Raw genomic sequence first — 20281 nt, 5'->3', positions numbered from 1 at the left:
GCATAAATATGAAAAAACAACCCCAAATCAAAGTCAGTATAGTTTATCCTGCAGATCCCACAGGCGTCATTCCCGGGGGGATTGATACATGCATTAAAGGGATAATTTCATGGGCCCCGGACGATATATCATTCAATATCATTGGAATTACAACCAATCCTTCAGCTTATCCCGCAAGGCAGTGGGCACGATGCAATATGGGGGACACTGAATTTGACTTCTATCCTTTATTTGAACATAATCATCCGGAAAAACAGCCTTTTTTCCCTGCCACATTGACCATGATGCTGACGCTGCCCCTAAAATGGCCGGCACATGATTACGATATTCTCCAGTTTCACAGGATAGAACCGGCTCTTTGCTTTCCATTCAGTAAAAAATCAAAGCTTGTTTTTATTCATCAGAATATGGAGGTAATAGAGAGCAGAAATTCGGACATCCGCTGGAAGTACGCGCCGTTTTTATACTATAAGCTTGAAGATTTTCTGATCCCAAGATTTGCTGGGGTTAATATCGTACATGAACAGGCGGTTCATACTTACAGACGAAGATATGTAAAGGCCGCAGATAAAATTAATTTCGTTCCCACTTGGATGGATCCCCGGATTTTTTATCCCTTGGATCCTATTATGAAAAAGGAAAGAAAGGCTTTATTTTTAAAGAAGAACGGAATCGCCGATGACACCAGGCTCCTTATATCAGTAGGACGAATAGATCACCAGAAAAACCCTTCTTTGCTTGTTAAAAGCTTTTTGGAAATCAGAAAATCAATCCCTAATGCTCATCTCGTTGCCGTCGGTGACGGTGTGCTTCGCAAAGAGATGGAGACAGAGATTTCAAATTATGGCCTGACAGATCATGTCTCCCTGACCGGGATATTGCCTTATACTGAGGTGGCTGAATTGTTACGGATTTCTGATCTTCTCGTTTTATCGTCACGATACGAGGGAATGCCCAGATGCGTTATCGAAGCCCTTGGATGCGGTATTCCTGTGGCGACTACGGATGTTGGAGAGGTCAAAAGAGTAGTTGAGACCGGAAAAAACGGGCACATTTCAGAAAAGCAGACTGTAGAAAGCCTGTCTGCTGCGATTTTAGACTGCTTGAAAAATTCATCCAATTACAGTGAAAAAAAATGTTGTCAAGCAGTTACTCATTATACGCCACAAAAAGTGTTGGCACCAGTTTACGAATTTTACAGAATACATGCAAAAGCTCAAGTTACTGGAACTTTAAAATGAATGATTCACTATTTGCTTTTGTTCATATAGAAAAAGCTGCCGGTACAACATTAAATCACATTCTAAGAAAAAATTTTTTCTTTAAATTTATTGATGTAAGACCGCTTGATAAGGAATCTAACAGAGTATTTACTAAAGAAGATTACAAAAAATATAAAAAAATTAATCCTTTTTTACAATGCATCTCCGGCCATTCCGTTGTTCCCTATTCCGATATTCAGGGGATGCCAAATATCAAATTCATTACAGTTTTAAGAAATCCTGTAAACCGTTATCTATCCCAGTTTTTTTACCTGGTGAAAACCAAAAAAATGGTGGATGATTTTGAGGAATTTCTAAAATTAAGTGAACTGAACAATTTTCAGACCAAAAAACTTGCAGGAAGTGAAGATGTTGATCTGGCAAAGAGAACTTTATCGGAAAAAATGTTTCAGATTGGTCTGGTGGAAGAATTTGATACTTTTTTGTTAAGATTTAGAAAGGCTGTCTCTCCATTAAAATTTGACCCTGTATACAAAAAGAAGAATACGGCTAAAAAATCAGAAACAAAAGATATTAAAACCGAACTTTTTTCAAAATACAAAGATCAAATACTCGAAAAAAACTACCTGGATATTGATTTATATGAATATGCCGCTAATTCAATTATTCCTAGGTTAAATCAAAAATATGGTATGGAACAGCCTGACAATTTAGAAAAATTTGTTAAAATGAATCAATCATCCAGGACGTCACTGAAAAGTTATCTTGATTACATGGTTAGAAAAATTTATTACGAGCATCTCACCGGATCCATTCGGAAGAAAAATGGATTACCTGCAAAGGGTTCATATTAGGAAAAAATGAATAAAATCAATATTTTTGATTACGAAATCAGTTCAAAAGGCTGTTTTGGCGACATAGAGGCAGTCTTTGACGCAATATATTCAGGTAAAAATGGGGCCTACATGGCCTGTGCCAATCCCCACTCCCTGGTCAAGGCAGGCAGAGATCCTGTTTTCAAATCAGCACTGCACAATGCCGATGTGCTTTTACCCGATGGTAGCGGTATAGTCTTGGCGGCAAAATTGCTTAACTTGCCGTTGACCGAAAAAGTGGCCGGTAGTGATTTTTTCCGGGAGTGTAACAAAAAGGCTGATGCTACCGGTAATATCCGGTATTTTTTTTTGGGATCGAGTGAAAAGGTGTTGAGTTTAATGACGGAACGGCTCAACAGGGAATGCCCTAATGTAACAGTTTGCGGAACATATTCCCCGCCTTTCAAACCTGATTTTTCGGATAAGGACAACACAGAAATGATCAAGGCCGTCAATGAAGCCAAACCTGATATCTTATGGGTAGGCATGACTGCCCCCAAGCAGGAAAAATGGATCTATGAGAACCGGCACCGGCTTAATGTCCCGTTTTCCGGAGCCATTGGCGCGGTTTTTGATTTTTATGCCGGAACCAAGGAACGTTCCTCCCAATTTTGGATAAACCTGGGGCTGGAATGGCTGCCCCGGTTTTTAAAAGAACCCCGCCGGCTGTGGGAAAGGAATATCAAATCAACACCGATATTTCTCTGGTGGGTGCTGCTGGAGATGCTTAAACCAAAGAGGAATAAGAACTAATGTCTTCTTCTGAAAATTTGTCGATCCGTCCGTTTTACCTGAAGACGGATTTTTTAATTTTAACAGGACTTTATGGTCTGCTTCTTCTGGCCCTTTATTATTCTTCTCTGCAGTGGCTTGTCCTGAGGGACTGGGTTAAAGATGATTATTCCCACTGCATTCTCATTCCATTTATCATCGGGTACCTTGTCTGGGAAAAGCACCGATTGATCGACACGGCCGTTTCCCGGCCGAGCAAAAAAGGGTTCTACCTGTTTATTCCCGGCCTTTGTCTGTTCTGGCTGGGGGAACTGGCCGGGGAGTATTTTACTTCCTATTTTTCTTTGTGGATGCTGGTATTTGGTTTGTGCTGGATTCACCTTGGATGGAAAAAATTGAAAATTGTTTTGTTTCCCATGATTTTTTCCCTTTCCATGTTTCCTTTGCCCAATTTTATCAATAACCGGATCACGTTGGAGTTGAAACTGCTTTCCTCCAAAATCGGGGTCATGATGATGCAGGTGTACGGCATGAGCGCTTATAGAGAAGGTAATGTTATTGACCTTGGATTCACCCGGCTCCAGGTCGTGGACGCCTGCTCGGGCCTGCGGTATCTTTTTCCCATGATTGTACTGAGCATTCTGGTGGTCTATTTTTATCCGGCAAAATTCTGGAAACGGGCCATCGTGGTGGCTTCTTCCATTCCCCTGACCATATTCAGCAACAGTTTGAGAATTGCACTGACCGGGATCCTTTCCCAACGATTTGGAGCCAAAGTTACAGAAGGCTTTTTCCACGATTTTGAGGGACTCATGATTTTTATGTTCACCCTTGGGGTGCTTCTGTTTGAAATCTGGATCTTAAAGCTGATTTTTCCGGAACCAAAGCACAGGAAGTCAGATAAGGTTGAGGGTGAAGAACAGGAAAAGGTTGAAGAGGAGGCGGCTCAAGGAAAAGTCTCTTTCCTGAGAACTCCCCAGTTTATCGTTTCTATTGTTCTGCTAGTAATTACTCTTGGCCTGTCCCAGGGAATTGAATTCAGGGAAGCCATACCCATGACCAAATCTTTTGACAAGTTTCCGAAAAAGATAAAAGAATGGGAAGGGGATCGGCAGCTCATGGAACTTCGGTTTATCGAAGAACTAGACCTTACCGACTATTTTATGGCGGATTATAAAAACGACTCAGGCAAAGCCGTGAATTTTTATGTTGCCTATTACGAAAGTCAAAGAAAAGGGGAATCCATTCACTCGCCAGCGTCCTGCCTTCCCGGGGGTGGCTGGAGATTCAAACAGGCAGGGGTTAAAAAAATCAGTCTTGAAGATGGAACCGTTTTCCCCGCAAAAAGGGCATTGATCGAAAAAGCACCGGTCACGCAACTCTCCTATTACTGGTTCCCGTTCCGGGGACGGATTTTGACCAATGCATATCAGATGAAGATTTACAATTTCTGGGATGCTTTGACACGGCAGCGGACAGATGGCGCTTTGGTGCGGGTGATTACCCTGATCTATGGTAATGAAACAATTGAGGATGCTGAAAGACGGATACAGGATTTTATTTCTGATGTTCAGCCTGTGTTGAGGACTTATTTGCCGGAGTGATCCGGCTTGACCGAACGAAATGAACAGAAACTTGCAGCAGATGCCGGACCGATCAAAATATGTTAAATTTTTTTAAAATTGGTATTTATGGTTTAATTCTGATTGCTATTTATTTTTCAACTTTTACATGGTTGTTAAAAGTAGACTGGGCAAAAGGAGAATACTCTTACTGTATCCTTATTCCTTTTATCGTGGCATATCTAATATGGGAAAAAAGGAATCTGTTTAATTATACCTGTTCCAGGATTTCCTGGGCAGGCTTTTTATTATTGATACCGGGTATTATGCTGTATTGGCTGGGTGAGCTGGCCGGCGAATTTTTCATGCTCTACTTATCTTCCTGGGTGATTGTAGTCAGTCTTTTATGGATCAATGTAGGCATTAATAAGGTAAAAACAATTGCCTTTCCCCTGTTTTTTACATTAACGATGTTCCCTCTTCCCAATTTTATCAGTAGTCGAATAACCTTGTCTCTAAAAATTCTTTCAACAAAGATAGGCGTACTGATGATGCAGACATATGGCATGAGCGCCTATAGAGAAGGCAATGTTATTGATCTTGGTTTCACTCAACTTCAGGTGGTAGACGCCTGTTCCGGGCTGCGTTATTTGTTTTCAATGATTGTGTTAAGTCTTTTGGTGGTTTACTTTTATCCTGCCCGCCTTTGGAAAAGATTTATTGTTGTTTTTTCTTCTATTCCTTTGACCATCTTCAGCAACAGCCTTAGAATTGCGCTCACCGGTATCTTGTCTGAAAAATTTGGTTCTAAAATAGTAGAAGGGGTTTTCCACGATTTTGAAGGATTGCTGATCTTTATGTTCACGCTGGGAATTTTGCTGATTGAAATTAGGATTCTGAAATTGATTTTTCCCGAGCCTAAGAGAGAAAAAAGAGACGTCGGCATTGCTCAGAAGGCATCCCAGGAAAAGGCGGGCGAAGATAAAGGCGGGTCTTTGAAATCTCCCCAGTTTATTGTTTCCGTCGTTTTGTTAGGGGTGACACTTGGCTTATCTCAGGGAATTGAGTTCAGGGAAGCGATCCCCATGGCCCAGCCTTTTGATAGGTTTCCTGTAAGCTTTGGGCAGTGGAACGGAGATCAGCAATCCATGGAGCAAAAATTTATTGATACGCTGGATTTGAGTGATTATTTCATGGCTGATTATCACAAGGGGGATGGGAAGGCTGTTAATTTTTATGTGGCCTATTACGAAAGTCAGAGAAAAGGGGAGTCTATCCATTCTCCGGCTACCTGCCTCAGGGGAGGGGGATGGAACTTTAAACAGGCCGGAAGCAGTACTCTTACCCTTAAAGATGGGACACTCATGCCGGTGAACCGGGCATTGATCGAGAAGGGGCCTGTCAAACAACTTTCATACTATTGGTTCCCGAGCCGGGGACGGATTTTGACCAATGCATATCAGATGAAGATTTACAATTTCTGGGATGCTTTGACACGGCAGCGAACAGATGGCGCTTTGGTACGGGTGATTACCCTGGTATATGAGGATGAAACAATTGAGAATGCTGAGACGCGGGTTCAGGGATTTATTTCTGATGTTCAGCCTGTTTTGAAGACTTTTTTGCCTCAGTAAAATATGCATCTTTTTACCACATTTATTTTGTCAGTGTTTGTGACCATCGGGCTTGTGCCGATTTTTAAGCGAATGGCGTTCCGCATGCACCTGGTGGATGAACCGGATGCAAGAAAAGTTCATCTGTTGCCCATGCCAAGGAGCGGGGGGATTTCCATGGCCATTGGGGCTTTTCTGCCTGTGCTGATTTGGGTGCCTATGGATAATATGGTTCGGGCCATCCATCTGGGGTGCGCTATTATTGTGATCTTCGGGATTATAGATGACATCAGGACCCTCAAATACAGTCAGAAGTTGATGGCCCAGATTGCCGCAAGCCTCGTGGTGATGTTGTACGGCGGGGTAGGGATCTGTTCTCTGGGAGAAATGCTGCCGGATGGCATGGATCTGCCCCAGTTGATCTCCTTTCCCCTGACCCTGGTGTTTATTGTCGGGGTCACCAATGCCATCAACCTGTCTGACGGACTGGACGGGCTGGCAGGCGGAATCTCCATGCTCAGTTTTGTGGCTATTGGTTTTTTTGCTTTCAGGGTCGATAATATGACGATTGCGGTTATGTCCGTCGCCGTAGCCGGTGCAATTCTTGGATTTCTACGGTACAATACCCATCCGGCGGTGGTGTTTATGGGGGATACAGGCAGCCAGATGCTGGGATTCTTGTGTGTGGTGTTTACCCTGGTGCTGACCCAGGCCAACACCCCCTACAGCCAGATTACCCCTTTGTTTCTAATTGGTTTTCCTATCCTGGATACGTTAACGGTGATGGTTGAACGTATTGCCAAGGGCGGGTCGCCGTTCAAACCGGATAAGAATCATTTTCATCACAGGCTGATGAAGCTGGGCTTGTATCATTCAGAGGCGGTTCTGACGATATATCTGATTCAGGCTTTATTCATCAGTTGTGCTTTTTTCTTTAGATTTTACTCAAATTGGACAAACCTTGCGCTTTTTTCTGGACTGGCTTTCTTTATCATCCTGTTATTTCACTTGGCCAGGCAGACAGGCTTCAAGTTCAGAAGCGAAGTAACTGCCAAAGGGAAGAAGCAACTCAGTGTACTGGCCCTCTTGGCAGGTGAGCGGTTTTCCATTAGATTTTTTTTCAAAATGTTGAAATGGGGGCTGAGCGGAATGATGATATTGCAGTGCCTGATGCCGTCGCAGATGCCCTTTTATCTGTCAGCAAGCGGGGCCGTGTTTGCCGCCTTGATTGCGGTAACACGGTTTTTCCGGATTAAAAATCGCGGCATGCTGTTAAGGACGATGATCTATTTGACCATTCCTTTTTTGATATATATATCAAATAAGAATGTGGCGGACTGGGTGACGGAACAAGTGGCCATGCTGAATGTCATAGGATTTGTCGGGCTGGTGTTCTGCGTGATTGGCGTGCTGAATTTGACCAAGCGAACCAAGGGCTTTAAGTTCAATCCTCTGGATTTTCTTATTTTTGTAGTGATTATTGTATTCCCCAATTTGCCCAGTATACATTTGGGAAATTTAGGGCTTAAGGCTATGATTGCCAAGTCCTTGATTTTGTTTTTCAGTTATGATGTGCTTATGGGGGAGTTGAGAAAAGAATATAATTTTATCGATGTCAGCCTGATGGCTGTTTTTTTAACTATTGCAGCAAGGGGATTTCTATGATGGCAGCTAAGTCTTTCAAAACGCGATTTGGTCTTTTGGCGCTTGGGTTGGCATTTGTGTTGGTTGCATGCGGTACGCCGGAAGAAAAGAAGACAGCCTTTTATGAAAAAGGCAAAGCCTTTTTTGAACAGGGTGATTTTGTCAAGGCCAGGCTGGAGCTGAAAAACGCGCTCCAGATTGATCCTGAATTTGCCCAGGCCCATCATATGCTGGGGCGAACTGCCCTGGGGTTAAAAAATCCGAAAGCTGCGTTTCAGCAGTTTGCCACGGCAGTCAAACTAGACCCGGATCATATTGACGCCCGGTTGGAGATGGCCAGGATGTTTGCCGGGGCAAAGATGTATGATCAGTCCCTGGCCCAGGTGGCTGAGGTGCTGGGCCGGGATCCTGAGAATACGGAGGCGTTGTATTTGCAAGCCACCGTTTACCTGCAGCAAAAGGATACGGTTCAAGTAAAAAAAGTGCTGGACAGCTTGGGAGGGCCGGCTGGAAAAGCAGATAAATACTTTTTGCTGACCGCCGCTTACCAACAACTGAGTGGAGCGGTTAAGGCATCGGCGAAAACCCTTGAGCAAGGGCTTGAAAGCCATCCTGAATCCATGCCTTTGATTCTGGCTTTGGCCAAATACTACGGCAGCATGAAAGACCTTGAGCGGGTAGAGGAATATTTACAAAAAGCCGTTTCGGTGGCTCCGGATACTGACGGGATTAAGCTCAACCTGGCCTGGCTTTATCTGGTAAAAAAAGAGCCGGAAAAGGCCCTGTCCCAGGTGAACAATTTAGTCACTACGAATATTGAAAATGACAGGCTCAGGATTGCCGGCGCTGTGCTGCTCATGAAGGGCGGACTTAAAGATGAAGGCCTGAAGCTGATCAAAGAAGGATTGGCCATGCATCCCAAGGTGTATACCTATTACGCGGTACTCAGTGAGATCAATTTGAAAAGTAAAAAGATCAAAGACGCCGAGGCCATGCTCGAAAAATTTATTGCACTGGGCGAAGAGGCGGCCCGAAACGATATGATCAAGGCCAAGTTGAGCCTGGGTAAGCTTAAACTGCTCCAGAAACAGGTGGATGAGGCCGAGGTGCTGATTGACCAGGTGCTGGCCGATGATACCGAGAATGCAGATGCCCGCTACCTCAAAGGCAGAATCTTTCTTGCCAAAGGAGACGGCCCCGGGGCTGTGACCAAGTTCCGGTCGGTCATTAATGATTATCCGGAGCATATTGACGGGTATCTGGGATTGGCCAATGCCCATGCAATAAACAAGGATTTCGATCTGGCCCTGGATGTGCTGCAGACTGCGTTGAAAAAAAAGCCCGACGCCACGGGTATTCTCCAGGCCATGGTCCGGATAAATCTGGCCAAAAAAGATACGGCGGCGGCCGAGGAGAATTTGAAAGAGATCGTCTCCCTGGATCCATACAACCTGGGTGCCATTGCCGGGCTGGGGGATTTTTATCTGGCCATGAACCGGTATGATGATGCCCTGGCCCAGTATGATAAGCTCAAGATCCGGAAAAAGGGCGAGGCCTTAGGGATGCTTAAGACAGCCAATGCCCTGGCTCGCCAGAACAAGCTGGACCAGGCCATTGAAGAGATGACCGCCGGGTATGAGGCCAACAGCAAGTCATCGGTTTTTATCACCTCCCTTGCCCGGCTGTATATGAAGGAAGGGCGGTATAAGGCCGCCATTGAGAAATTCAAAGAAGCGGTGGAAGTTTCCCCGGACAACCGGTTTGCCTGGTTCGGTCTGGCCCAGGCCCATGAGCTGCTCAAAGATTATGCCGGCGCCATGGCGGTTTATGAGCAGATTCTTACGGTTCATCCCAAATCCTGGATGGCGGCGAACAATCTGGCATCTTATCTGACTGATTTTAACCCGACAGATGAAAGTTTGGACCGGGCCGTGAAGCTGGCTGAAGAGGCGAACAAGCTTAACCCCGGGTCTCCCCTGGTGGCGGACACGCTGGGATGGGCGTTGTTTAAAAAAGGCGACGTAAAACAGGCTGAAACGTATATCAGTAAAGCCTACGAAAAAATGCCGGACAATGGTATCGTTGCCTATCATATGGGCGCTGTCAGCCATCAACTGGGAAATCGTAAGGCGGCTGCCGCGGCCTTGAAAAAGGTGATGGCAAACGATTCGGACTTTCCGGGCCGGGATGAGGCGGTCAGCATTTATCAGCAGTTTTACGCCAATTAGAACACCTTAAAACCTGTAAAAAAAATAAAACCGGTGTGGCGTCTGCGCGTTGCAGACGCCACAGCGGTTTTTTTGCGTCCTGGTGAGTTCTTGTCATATTTTCATAAAGGCAAACACGACCATAAATGAGCCGATCAGGGCGCTTACAAGAATCATGGCCCGGATCTCGTCCGGCCTAAGTTTTCGGACCGCAGGATATTTTGCCGCCATAACGCCAAGAAACCCGATAACAATAAAAGGCAGGGCCGGCAGGTACAGATGCATGGATCTTGCCGCCACAATGGAGATGATCAGGCCAATGCCTGCCACGGGGAAAAATGCCCGGGATTTGTTCTGCGCCCGTGTTGATCCGGCAAGGCTGAATAGATTGTCGTTCATGCGGAACCGAAGCGCGCCTGCGGACAACAGGGCCACCACGACCCAGTCGGTGATGCCGAACACGGGCATAAAATAATCATTGCCGGACATGGGCATTTTGACCAGGAAAAAATCTACCAGAGGTGCTGCACCGGTCATGCCTTCCCGGTAATAATCGGAAATATTTGCTGCAAAGGTGCGGGTGGGGCCTGAAACAACACTGAATATATCGGACAGGGCGACAGCCACGCCGATGGGAATAAATTCAGAGGGGCGCTTCAGGTGGCCGGCCAGCCAGTGGCCGGCCACACAGGCTAAAAGCACCAGGGTTGCTGTGGACAGGGCTGTAATGATATTGCTTTTCAGGCCCGCCCGGCTCTCCAGCAGACAGAGAACTATAAAGATCAGCGTGCCCCCGCCTATCCAGGACAGACGCCGGGTTGCGTTTGTGCCGATGGCCGGTTCAATCCGTCTTTGATAAATCCGGGTCATCCAGGCCAGGCAGGCAATGAGCCCCACAATAATCATATAATCAAATCCGGTTCGAATTGTTTCAGGCCATATTCGTCCCAGGGCCTGGAATCCAAGTGTTCCCAGCCCCCAGACCAGATATATGCGGATTACAGCCCTAATGATGATTATTCACATTCACAGCCGCACTGCCGATTCCGAGAAGATCGGCAATATTGGCAGACGGGTCAAGTTTAGGTTCAATCTGTGGGGTTGCACAGGTCAGAAGGGTGGCGACGCCGGGACCATGACCGGCCAGCAGACAGTCAGAGTGTACCACAATACCGATGGTGACCGCCCCCTGGACATAGGCCCTGCCATAGGAATTGTCATGATCCATCAGGGCCACAAAATCCCCGAACCGGATTTTGTCCAGATGGTATTTTTTTACGGTTTCGGGGTCCGAAGTCATGACATCATAATCACCAGCCCCCACATGGGCCCGTCCGACACCTGATCCCATACAAGGTGCAGGCACGATGGTGGTTACCGGCACCTGGAGGCTTCCTGCACCGGTCTCAATAAGATTCATTTTTTCCAGCAGGTCCGGGTCCAGGTTGAACAGTTTGATCCCGGGATAATCAATCAGGGCCAGGCCCTGGCCTTTGGCCCATATTAAAATTTTGTCGTCATAACTCATCTTTTCCTTGGTTACCCGGGGGAATTCCACAATTACATGTTCGGAACCGCCGTGATGCCCCATGACCACGCCGGTTTCTCCCTGGGCGTCTCCGGAAATAATTTTAGCCTGATTGCCCACACAGGAGAACAGCTGCAGGGTGTTGTTGGGAAACTCATTGGGTTTTTCCATGTTGGCCGTGCAGGAGACCCCGGGTTCGATATGGTCACCGGCCAGGCCGAATGCCGGATCCCCGGCCTGGACATTAATGGTGATGCCGCCGATGCCGGGCAGAAGAAAAGGATTTCCTTTATGGTCCACGTTCCAGCCGGCCCCTGCCCGGGGCATGCCGGGTTTGCAGGCCAGCAACATTTCAACCACCTTATCTTTATTTGTTTTTAACATGATATCATCCTTATTTTTTTAATTTAATGAGAAACGGAATTGCCGTGAACCCTACCATAGCCGAGATGATAAACATCATGTTCATTCCGAATACATCCGCAATGGCTCCCGCCGCCACAACAGCCAGGGATCTTACGGCAAAAGAGAGCATCATGAAAAGACCGTTGGCGGCCGCGGGACTTTTCCTGGCGTTCTCCTGTACCAGGGCCAGCATTACAGGGGTCGTTGACAATACGGTAAACCCTGTTATCAGAAGTGAAAGTATCTGGATGACCCCTGTGGTTTTGGCAAACAATAAGATGGTTACAGGGGCTATGGCCAAGGCCCAGAACAGCACACGTTTCCGCCCTAATCGGTCGGACAGGATACCTGCGGAAAGGATGCCGGCAACACCTGTGGCCTCATACAGGGTCAGTGCCGTGCCCCCCAGCCATAAAGAGCCCGTGGCCTGTTCCACATACACCGTTAAAAACATGCCCATGGAGCCGTGCATCATGGCCCGGGCCACAAGCACCCCTGCCAGGGGATTGAGTACATGACGCACCTCTTTGTAAGCCTGGGCTAAAGATCCCCGCGGCTTTGCTTTTGTCGACGCCTGGGTGGGCTCCAGGGTGATGAACAGCAGCACCGAGGTGGCCAGGGCCAGAACCACAACAAAATGGAAATGGGCCAGTCCCAGAACAGATACCCCAGCCACGGCAACGATGGGCCCCAATGTCCGTGAAAGCTCGCCGCCGACCATGAAAAAACTCATGCCCCGGCCTTTGTAGTTGCCTGAATACCTTGCCACGGTTACCGGGGCAGGGACATGAAAAAGAGATACCGAGATGCCGGCAACAAATACCAGAACCAGCAGCATACCATAGGACGGGGCAATACCAATGACGCTCATGGGAATGGCGGTCAGGGTCGGGGCCAGGATTACCAGCCAGCGTGCCAGGCCTTTGTTGTCGGCAAACAGACCAATGAACGGGTTGGCCAGGGATGGGATCTGCATGACTGTGGATAAAAGACCGGCCTGGCTCAGGGTCAGGGAGAGCTTTTCAATAATCAGGGGCAGCAGGGGAGCCAGAAAGCTTGTATAAAGATCATGGACAAAGTGGGCAAATGCGATCATGGAGACCCTGGACGCTTGAAACTCGGAAGCCTGTGGTGCCGTGTTGTGATCTGATATTGTCATTTAAAGGCCGGCCTTTGCAACCACATCCATGGCTGCATGGGCGGTCATATCGCACTGCAGTGGCGTAATGGAGATAAAATTTTCAAGCAATGCACTGTTATCAGACCCTTCATCACATGGCACCTTCTGCTCCATGCCGGCGTACCAGTAATATGTCAGATCCCTGGGGTTCATGCGGCGATCAAACATATTGATCAAATTATTATCTGCCTGGGACGTTACCTTTGTACCGGCGATCCGGTCAAAGGCAATGGCGGGGGCATTGATGTTCAGAAAAACGCCCGGGGGAAGATCCAGGGTCATGGCTTTATCCAGAATGGAAGCGGCATAGGCGGCCATGCCTTTAAAGTCCATGGTATCACCGTACTGAATGGATACGGCAATGGCGGGAATTTTGTTAATGGCTGCTTCCCGGGCCGCGCCCACGGTTCCGGAGTAGTTGATGTTTAACCCGGTGTTGGAGCCGGCATTGATTCCTGAAATCACAAGATCCGGGGGGTGGTCGCAGATGTCAAACAGGGCCAGTTTGACGCAGTCGGCCGGGTTGCCGGCAACTGCATGGCCAAAGTCGTCGCGTCCCAAACGCACTTTCTGGTGTTTCAGCGGGGTGTGCAGGGTGATACCATGACCTACAGCACTTTTTTCCCTGTCCGGGGCGGCCAAAGTCACGTCATGATCTGATTTTAAGGCATTGAACAAAGCCCGGATGCCCGGAGCCTGGTAGCCGTCGTCATTTGTTATTAATATTTTCATATTTTTTTTCCTGTTGCAGATTTGCGTGCCTAAAAAATTTTTACGCTTATGTTGATAAAACATAAAAGGGGCGTCAACTGCAATAAAAATTGACAAAAAAGGCTTCACCCTTATATATTATAAATTGATTAGCGTATAAACAATAAAAATAGGCAAAATAATTTATGGGAAGAAAAAGCATATCTCATATCAGAAAACCTGAAATACTGAGACATACCTATAAGGTTGTGGAAGAAGAAGGCTTCAAGGGTATGACCATCGGTAAAATCGCAAAACGCATGGGCGTCAATTCAGGGCTGCTTATTCATTATTTCAAAAGCAAAGAAGGCCTGATCATGGAAATGGTAGATTTCCTTTATGAAATGTCCATGAACAACTATCTCAAGGAGTTGGAGACGCTCACCAGCGCCAGGGAACGCATGGAGACCCTGCTGGAAATTCTTTTTGACGCCGGTGGCACCTGGCCCCAGCGGGATGCGGTGTTCTGGTCCTGCTATGCCATGGGATTCAGGGATGAGAAAATCAGGGAAAAAATCAGGGATATGATGCTTAAATTCATTGAATTCGGCATTGAAGAGATCGCAGGCTGGGAAGAGACAGGTCTTGCCAGTGTGGAAAATAAAAAAAGAGCCTCCGCCAAAATCTTTGCTCTGTCAGAGGGCTTTGGTATTGTTAAAAATTCATTGGATGATCCGGAGCTTATTAAGGAGGTTGCCGACTTCTTTAAGAATACAACCTTGAAAATCTTAAATTGCGAACCAGCATCAACTCAAGCACAGCCCTGAATATCTTCCTGCTTTGCTGTTCCCGGCAAAGCTGTTTTACATCTTTTTTGATTTCTATAAAATAAGCGCCACAGACAGTGAAATAAAAGAGAGTAATGTTGATATCATCACTGCAGTGGATGCCAGTTCCACATCTGAATTCAACTGGGCCGACAATACGGCAATCGCCGTGGAGGTGGGCAGGCAAAAATAAATCATGCCTGTTTTGAATGCTGTATCAGACACGGAAAATAGTGTCAGCATGATATATCCTGTGATCGGAATGATAAACAGTTTGATGGCCGCAGCAGCCAGGGCATTGGGCCAATGCCTTGAAATGCCTGCAAAACTGAGGGTGCCGCCCATGGAAATCAGGGCAAGGGGCAGCGTCATGGAGGCCACCAGGGCAAGAAAATTATTGATACATGCGGGCAGACGATATCCGGAACCGGATAAAAGCAAGCCCAGGGCACATCCAATGATCAGTGGATTGGAGATCAGTGCCCGCAACAAAAGCCACAGGCGTTGACCCACGGACGGGGTGCGGCCGGAGTGCCAGATCAGCACGGCAACCGAAAGCACATTGATAACAGGAATCAGGCATCCGATAAGGATGCTGAAAAGCCTTACGCCTTCTTCGCCAAGAACGGTAAGGACGGTGGCCATGCCGATATAGGTGTTGAATCGGAACGAAGCCTGGAAAAACGATCCAGCAGACTTATCGGGCATTCTTGTTTTGCGTATGTAAAAATAAGAGAAGAGCGAAGCCAGAAATACAGTCACAAGTACGGCCGGAATAAGCGCAACTCCGGATGATTCCGTGCCGGTAGACTTGGCTGTTTTCCAGAAAAGCATAACCGGAAAAAAAATATAGTACACCAGTGTATCAAGGGTCTTTAAAAATTCGTCCGAGGTCATGCCTTGACGCTTGAGCATATAGCCCAATGCCATCATGGCCAGCAGGGGCAACAGGGTGTTGATGATTATCATTTCAGAATGGCCCTTATTAATTAAGCTTAAACTTGATTTATCCAGCCGGAATCCATATACAAAACAAATGACTGTCGCTACGTTACCGAATCCATCAACATAAATGTACCATGAAACATATTTTTGAAAAGATAAAAAGATCCGGGGCCCTGCCCCAGCTGCCCCAGGTCATGCTGCAGTTGATCCGGGCCTGCGGCAGAGAAAAGACAGATATTGACGAAGTCACGCAAATCATCTGCCGGGATGCCGCCCTTACGGCAAAACTGCTGACCATTATTGCCTCTCCCCACGTAAACCTGTCAAAACAGGTGACCACCATCAAATCAGCGGTGGTATATCTGGGAATGGATACGGTGCGTAATATCGCCATCAGTTCTTCGGCCATGCAGTTTTTTAAATTTCCCAACGTCACAGACAATTTCAACATCAACAGATTCTGGTATCATTCTTACAAATGTGCGGTGCTGGCCCAGCGCATCGCCTGTGAAGAAAACCAGGTCAATCCGGACCAATATTTCCTGGCAGGTCTTCTCCATGATATCGGCACGCTGGTTCTCATGGCAACCTTTCCCAAGGCATACAAAGAGATTGAAGCCAGGGTAAACCAGGGACAAAACGAATTTGACGCCCAGGCCGATATACTCAAGCTAGATGGGCCAACGGTCAGTGCCTGGCTGTTTAACCAGTGGCACCTGAATCCCATGGCATCGGATGCCGTGCAGTTTTTAAGTCAGCCGTTGGCACGCATTGCCGAAGAGCTTACCCATGTTAAAATTCTTTTCATGGCCAACCTCATGGCAGAACCGGAAAGCACGGATGTGGCACAGGATAGCCGCGTTCTGACGGACATGCCGGACGCCGTACTGGATGAGATTGCGATCCAGGCTGAAAACGAAGTCCATCAAATGGCCCAAAGCCTGAACCTTGTTATGGGTGCGCCGGAACAAGGATATAATCTTCTGGCAGAGGATGTTAAGGATCTTTCACTATGTTTTGGTACCCTTGACAACCTGCTCAAGGCAAAAGATGTGAAAACGGTGCTGGAGACAATCCAGCGGGGGCTGGAGATCATTTTCCATATCCCCCGGATCTTCTTTTTTCTTAAGGACAAGGAAAAAAATCTGCTCACTGGAACCTGCGCAAAAGAAGACCGCCATTACAACATCGTCACAAGCATTGCCCTTGCCATGGACAACAGTGACAGCCTGGTTGCCAAATCCGTCAAAACAGGCAAAATCACCGCCAGTATGGGCCAAGAAAATCCGGCCGTATCCGATACCCAGATTATCCGCATTCTTGAAACACCGGCTCTTTATGCCATTCCTATTCTCGGCCGCAATGGCTGTTCAGGCACCATGGTTATCGGCGTGGACAGCGATCTTACCCAAATCCTGGACAAAAACAACCCCCTGCTGGCACTTTTTTCCCGCCAGACCGGTATCTGTCTTGAAAATCTTAATTTCCATGGGACGTATGCCAAGGATATCAGTGATAAAAAAATGGTGGCGTATGCCACCCTGACAGACAAGGTTGTACATGAGATCAACAACCCTGTTACCATCATTAAAAATTACCTTGAAACCCTGAAACTCAAACTGCCGGAAAAACATCCTGCCCAGGAAGAGCTCACCGTTATCAAAGAAGAAATGAGCCGGGTGTCATCCCTGCTTGAAGGGCTCACCTCGTTTTCAAAACCCAGGGTGGGAGGGACGCTGGAAACCATTGATCTCAATCAGATGTGCCGTCGCGTGCTGGCTGTGTTGCAAAAATCCATTTTGCTGCCCAGACAGATCCGGATTCAAACGGATCTTGATGACACCATGCCAAAGGCGACCCTGGACACCAACGGATTGAAACAGGTGATTATCAATCTGGTTAAAAATGCTGCCGAAGCCCTTGAAAAGGGAAGCGAAATTCAATTTAAAACAAGGCTTGTTCCCGGCTCAGCCAAGGTATTGATAGATGAAAAAAGAAAACTTCCCGGTTTGGCGGAAATCACCATCGAGGACAATGGCCCGGGCATGCCTTCACATATCAGGGAACGGCTTTTTGAGCCCTATAATTCAAGCAAGGCCGGCGCGTCTAATTCAGGACTGGGCCTTTCCATTGTTCATGCCATTATCAAAAAAATGCAGGGGCGCATTACCTGTGACAGCAGCCGGGGCAGGGGGACCTGTTTCACCATCCTCATTCCCCTTGCCCCTGATACCGGTCCAAGGCCCCCTAAGAATGGAATCATGTCATGATAAAAACCGGGCAGATTATGATACAGGAAGGCCTGGTCGCTCCCGGAGACGTGGCGCGGGCCCTGGATATCCAGAAGAAAAACAAAGACAACGGATTTAAGGGCAGTTCCCCCCTTTTGGGCATGATACTATGCGAACTGAACCTGATCACCCCTCTGGACAATTTTTATGTACTAAAGAAACATCAAAAGTTGATGTCCGTTATGGAACGGCTCTGCGAAACAAAAACGGCGCCCCGGTCCCGGCTGGAAAAAATCAAAGCCGAGGCAGAGCGCCAGGCGATCCCGTTTATCTCTTTTCTGCTTGAAAAACAGATCATATCCAAGGCCCGGCTTCAACAGGTGCTTTTTGACCTTTTCGGCATTCCATTAAGATCCGTATCAGACATTATTTTTGACCAATCCTGCCGCAATGATCTGACCGCCGTGATAGACAGGGATATTGCCCGAACACTTGGCATCATTCCGTTACATTTGTCAGGCAACCTTCTGACCCTTGGCCTGATGGACCCGGATAGTCTGCTTTTTATACGCAAACTGGATTTAAAATTTCCCCGGTACCGATTTTTGCCGGTTTTTATTCCGTTTTCCGGGTTTAAATGGTTTTATTCCATCCTTTACCCCAACGCGCCGGCAAACGTCACCGCCCCAATTCCCATGCAAGACCCGTCCACGGAAAAAAAAGTATGTACGCCAACAAAAGGACCGACGCATGGTCATGGCAACGCCGGCCGACAAAGACCGGAAGGGAAAGAAGATAAAAAAATGACAAAGCTGCTTACCATTGCATCGGGAAAAGGGGGCGCGGGAAAAACCAGTATCAGCCTGAATCTGGCCCTGGCCCTGGCCGATGCCGATTACCGGGTCTGTCTGTTTGATGCGGATTTAGGCCTGGCCAATGTGAATATCCTGACCGGCCTTTATCCACAATCCGGCCTTGCCCAGGTGATGGAAGGCAGCCATACGCTGTCGGACATCATGATCCGTGATTTCAACGGCATTGATATCATACCCGGAAGCTCCGGTGTTGAAAAACTGGCAGACCTGACCAGTCATGAGGCCGGGCTTCTGATCCGGTCATTTCTGGAACTGCCGGATTATGACTATTTTCTGATAGATACCTCTGCGGGCATATCCGCCCAGGTACTCTCCTTTTGCAGGGCCTGTCAGGAGATGATTCTGGTGGTCACACCGGAACCCACATCCCTGACAGACGCCTATTCGTTGCTTAAGGTCCTGTCAAAAAAAGATGCCATGCCCAAAATCCGGGTGGTGGTCAACCGGGTCGGAACAGCACAGGAGGCCAAAGCAGCCTATGCAAAACTGAAAAAAACGGTTTTTAATTTTTTATCGACTCGAATTTCACCATTAGGCATTGTGGCCCGGGACACCAATGTATCCAACGCAGTTATCTCCCAGGTACCGTTTTTCATAAAATATCCGGACACCCAGGCCACCAGATGTATCAGGGCACTGATGCTTAAACTGATCAAAGATCCGGGCAAAGAGATCTCCCTTGAGGCGTTCTGGGATCAATGCCTGGCAATTCTGGGCGGAATACCGCCCCGTGCCCGGGAAGATACAGGAACGCCTTTAGTTCAAAACCATGATGGGGTAAATGATCTTAAGTCCGGCAGTGAGGCCCCGCCAAAACTCGCCGCAGCTCCGACAGACCAAGACGACGGGTACACAGCCCGGCGCCTTGCCGATATTGAAGAAAAGATGTCGCAATTACTGAGGGAAGTGACGGATTTAAAAAATTCTCTTAAGGCCCATGATCGGAATAAAATCTTCCAAAATATGGTTTAGAATTTTCATTCGTATTCAAGGCATGGCAATGGGAGCATATTGAAATATGTACCCATTGTCACAACGAAGAAGAGGGATGAAAATTTTAACCACAGGCATATACAAAATACCGAGGATTAAAATTTTCATCCAACGAAGAAATTGGACAAAAAGGCTATTTCTGGATGGAACGCTATTTGAAACTGCGCTCGAATAAATCCTGCATCGCAGCCGCAGCATCATCGGTGAGATTCCGGGTGCCTGTGCCTGCAAAGGATTTATGGTGAATCACGGGGGTGGCCATTTTCCAGTCATTGTCCACCCAGGAAAACCAGGCTTTCCTGTCCTGCTCATAGACAAATACGGGACGGTTGAACAGTTTGCCTAACTCCACAGCCCAGCCGGTGCCGCCCTTAACGGTCTTGTCCGGCAGTATCCACCCTACAACAAAAATCTGGTATCCATTATTGACCATATGGAAAATGGACTGGATAACTTTTCTGATTCTATTGCCTTTGGAAAAGGACCTGCCCAGACGCGTCGAGACAATATCCATTGAGATATTCCCCTTTTCAAGCTCTTCCTGGTTCAGCACCCGCATGCCTGTATCCCTGTCAAGCATATTTCCGTCAAAGGTAAAATTAACTTCTTTAACGCCGTATTTCGCTGCAAGTTTTCCAAATTCGGCTTCAGCGCCTCTGTGACCGCCACTATAGAGTGTAAATTGAGACGGATCATTATTCATAGTTCTTACTCCTCACATTAAATGTTCACCAAATTAAAAAAACCGGAT

General features: G+C 47.2%; 16 protein-coding genes. 10 read left to right on the top strand and 6 right to left on the bottom strand.

Features of this window, described 5'->3' with window-relative positions; translation table 11 throughout:
• Positions 1 to 281 precede the first annotated feature (281 nt).
• The 7 genes from HXW94_RS01605 to HXW94_RS01575 are packed head-to-tail and all read left to right on the top strand — an operon-like array spanning position 282 to position 9877.
• Positions 282 to 1241, top strand: coding sequence for a glycosyltransferase family 4 protein (locus HXW94_RS01605; RefSeq protein ID WP_178365156.1), 960 nt, complete (start codon positions 282 to 284; stop codon positions 1239 to 1241).
• Positions 1238 to 2077, top strand: a complete 840-nt coding sequence (locus tag HXW94_RS01600; RefSeq protein WP_178365155.1) for a sulfotransferase family 2 domain-containing protein — start codon at positions 1238 to 1240, stop codon at positions 2075 to 2077. Before HXW94_RS01605 ends, HXW94_RS01600 begins: the two co-directional genes overlap by 4 nt.
• Positions 2078 to 2083: 6 nt before the next feature.
• Positions 2084 to 2851, top strand: coding sequence for a WecB/TagA/CpsF family glycosyltransferase (locus tag HXW94_RS01595; RefSeq protein WP_178365154.1), 768 nt, complete (start codon positions 2084 to 2086; stop codon positions 2849 to 2851).
• Positions 2851 to 4434 (top strand): VPLPA-CTERM-specific exosortase XrtD, encoded by a 1584-nt coding sequence (gene xrtD, locus HXW94_RS01590; protein WP_178365153.1) that lies wholly within the window; start codon positions 2851 to 2853, stop codon positions 4432 to 4434. Before HXW94_RS01595 ends, xrtD (HXW94_RS01590) begins: the two co-directional genes overlap by 1 nt.
• A 59-nt stretch (positions 4435 to 4493) precedes the next feature.
• Positions 4494 to 6026, top strand: coding sequence for a VPLPA-CTERM-specific exosortase XrtD (gene xrtD / locus HXW94_RS01585; RefSeq protein WP_178365152.1), 1533 nt, complete (start codon positions 4494 to 4496; stop codon positions 6024 to 6026).
• A 3-nt stretch (positions 6027 to 6029) separates the two neighbouring features.
• Entirely contained in the window at positions 6030 to 7670 is a 1641-nt protein-coding gene (locus HXW94_RS01580) for a glycosyltransferase family 4 protein (protein WP_178365151.1), read from the top strand.
• Positions 7667 to 9877, top strand: coding sequence for a tetratricopeptide repeat protein (locus tag HXW94_RS01575; protein ID WP_178365150.1), 2211 nt, complete (start codon positions 7667 to 7669; stop codon positions 9875 to 9877). The genes HXW94_RS01580 and HXW94_RS01575 overlap by 4 nt, the downstream gene beginning before the upstream one ends.
• Before the next feature lie 93 nt (positions 9878 to 9970).
• Here HXW94_RS01575 and HXW94_RS01570 read toward each other — a convergent pair whose 3' ends face one another.
• From HXW94_RS01570 to surE, 4 genes are all read right to left on the bottom strand, one after another.
• Positions 9971 to 10762: a hypothetical protein gene (locus HXW94_RS01570; protein ID WP_178365149.1), complete on the bottom strand. Its 792-nt coding sequence runs from the start codon at positions 10760 to 10762 to the stop codon at positions 9971 to 9973.
• Positions 10763 to 10862: 100 nt separating this feature from the next.
• On the bottom strand, positions 10863 to 11768 hold the full coding sequence (locus tag HXW94_RS01565; protein ID WP_178365148.1) for a DUF4438 domain-containing protein: 906 nt from the start codon (positions 11766 to 11768) through the stop codon (positions 10863 to 10865).
• A gap of 10 nt (positions 11769 to 11778) precedes the next feature.
• Positions 11779 to 12948 carry an MFS transporter gene (locus tag HXW94_RS01560; protein ID WP_178365147.1) on the bottom strand — a complete coding sequence of 390 codons (1170 nt, stop codon included), beginning with the start codon at positions 12946 to 12948 and terminating at the stop codon, positions 11779 to 11781.
• A complete protein-coding gene (gene surE / locus HXW94_RS01555; RefSeq protein WP_178365146.1) occupies positions 12949 to 13701 on the bottom strand; it encodes a 5'/3'-nucleotidase SurE in 753 nt (250 codons plus the stop codon).
• 164 nt (positions 13702 to 13865) lie between these two features.
• Here surE and HXW94_RS01550 point away from each other — a divergent pair, with 164 nt between their 5' ends.
• Complete coding sequence (locus tag HXW94_RS01550) at positions 13866 to 14486, top strand: TetR/AcrR family transcriptional regulator (protein ID WP_178365145.1); 621 nt, start codon at positions 13866 to 13868, stop codon at positions 14484 to 14486.
• Positions 14487 to 14540: 54 nt separating this feature from the next.
• Here the strand turns inward: HXW94_RS01550 and HXW94_RS01545 are convergent, their stop codons facing one another.
• Positions 14541 to 15455, bottom strand: coding sequence for an AEC family transporter (locus HXW94_RS01545; protein WP_178365144.1), 915 nt, complete (start codon positions 15453 to 15455; stop codon positions 14541 to 14543).
• 110 nt (positions 15456 to 15565) lie between these two features.
• On the opposite strand from HXW94_RS01545, the gene HXW94_RS01540 reads away from it, so the two are divergent.
• On the top strand, positions 15566 to 17701 hold the full coding sequence (locus HXW94_RS01540; protein WP_178365143.1) for an HDOD domain-containing protein: 2136 nt from the start codon (positions 15566 to 15568) through the stop codon (positions 17699 to 17701).
• Positions 17698 to 19509 (top strand): nucleotide-binding protein, encoded by a 1812-nt coding sequence (locus HXW94_RS01535; protein ID WP_178365142.1) that lies wholly within the window; start codon positions 17698 to 17700, stop codon positions 19507 to 19509. Before HXW94_RS01540 ends, HXW94_RS01535 begins: the two co-directional genes overlap by 4 nt.
• A gap of 172 nt (positions 19510 to 19681) precedes the next feature.
• Here the strand turns inward: HXW94_RS01535 and HXW94_RS01530 are convergent, their stop codons facing one another.
• Positions 19682 to 20233 (bottom strand): hypothetical protein, encoded by a 552-nt coding sequence (locus HXW94_RS01530; RefSeq protein ID WP_178365141.1) that lies wholly within the window; start codon positions 20231 to 20233, stop codon positions 19682 to 19684.
• Positions 20234 to 20281 lie beyond the last annotated feature (48 nt).

The organism is Desulfobacter latus, assembly GCF_013389365.1.
GTDB classification, from domain to species: Bacteria; Desulfobacterota; Desulfobacteria; order Desulfobacterales; family Desulfobacteraceae; genus Desulfobacter; species Desulfobacter latus.
This window is presented reverse-complemented; position numbering and strand designations above follow the sequence as displayed.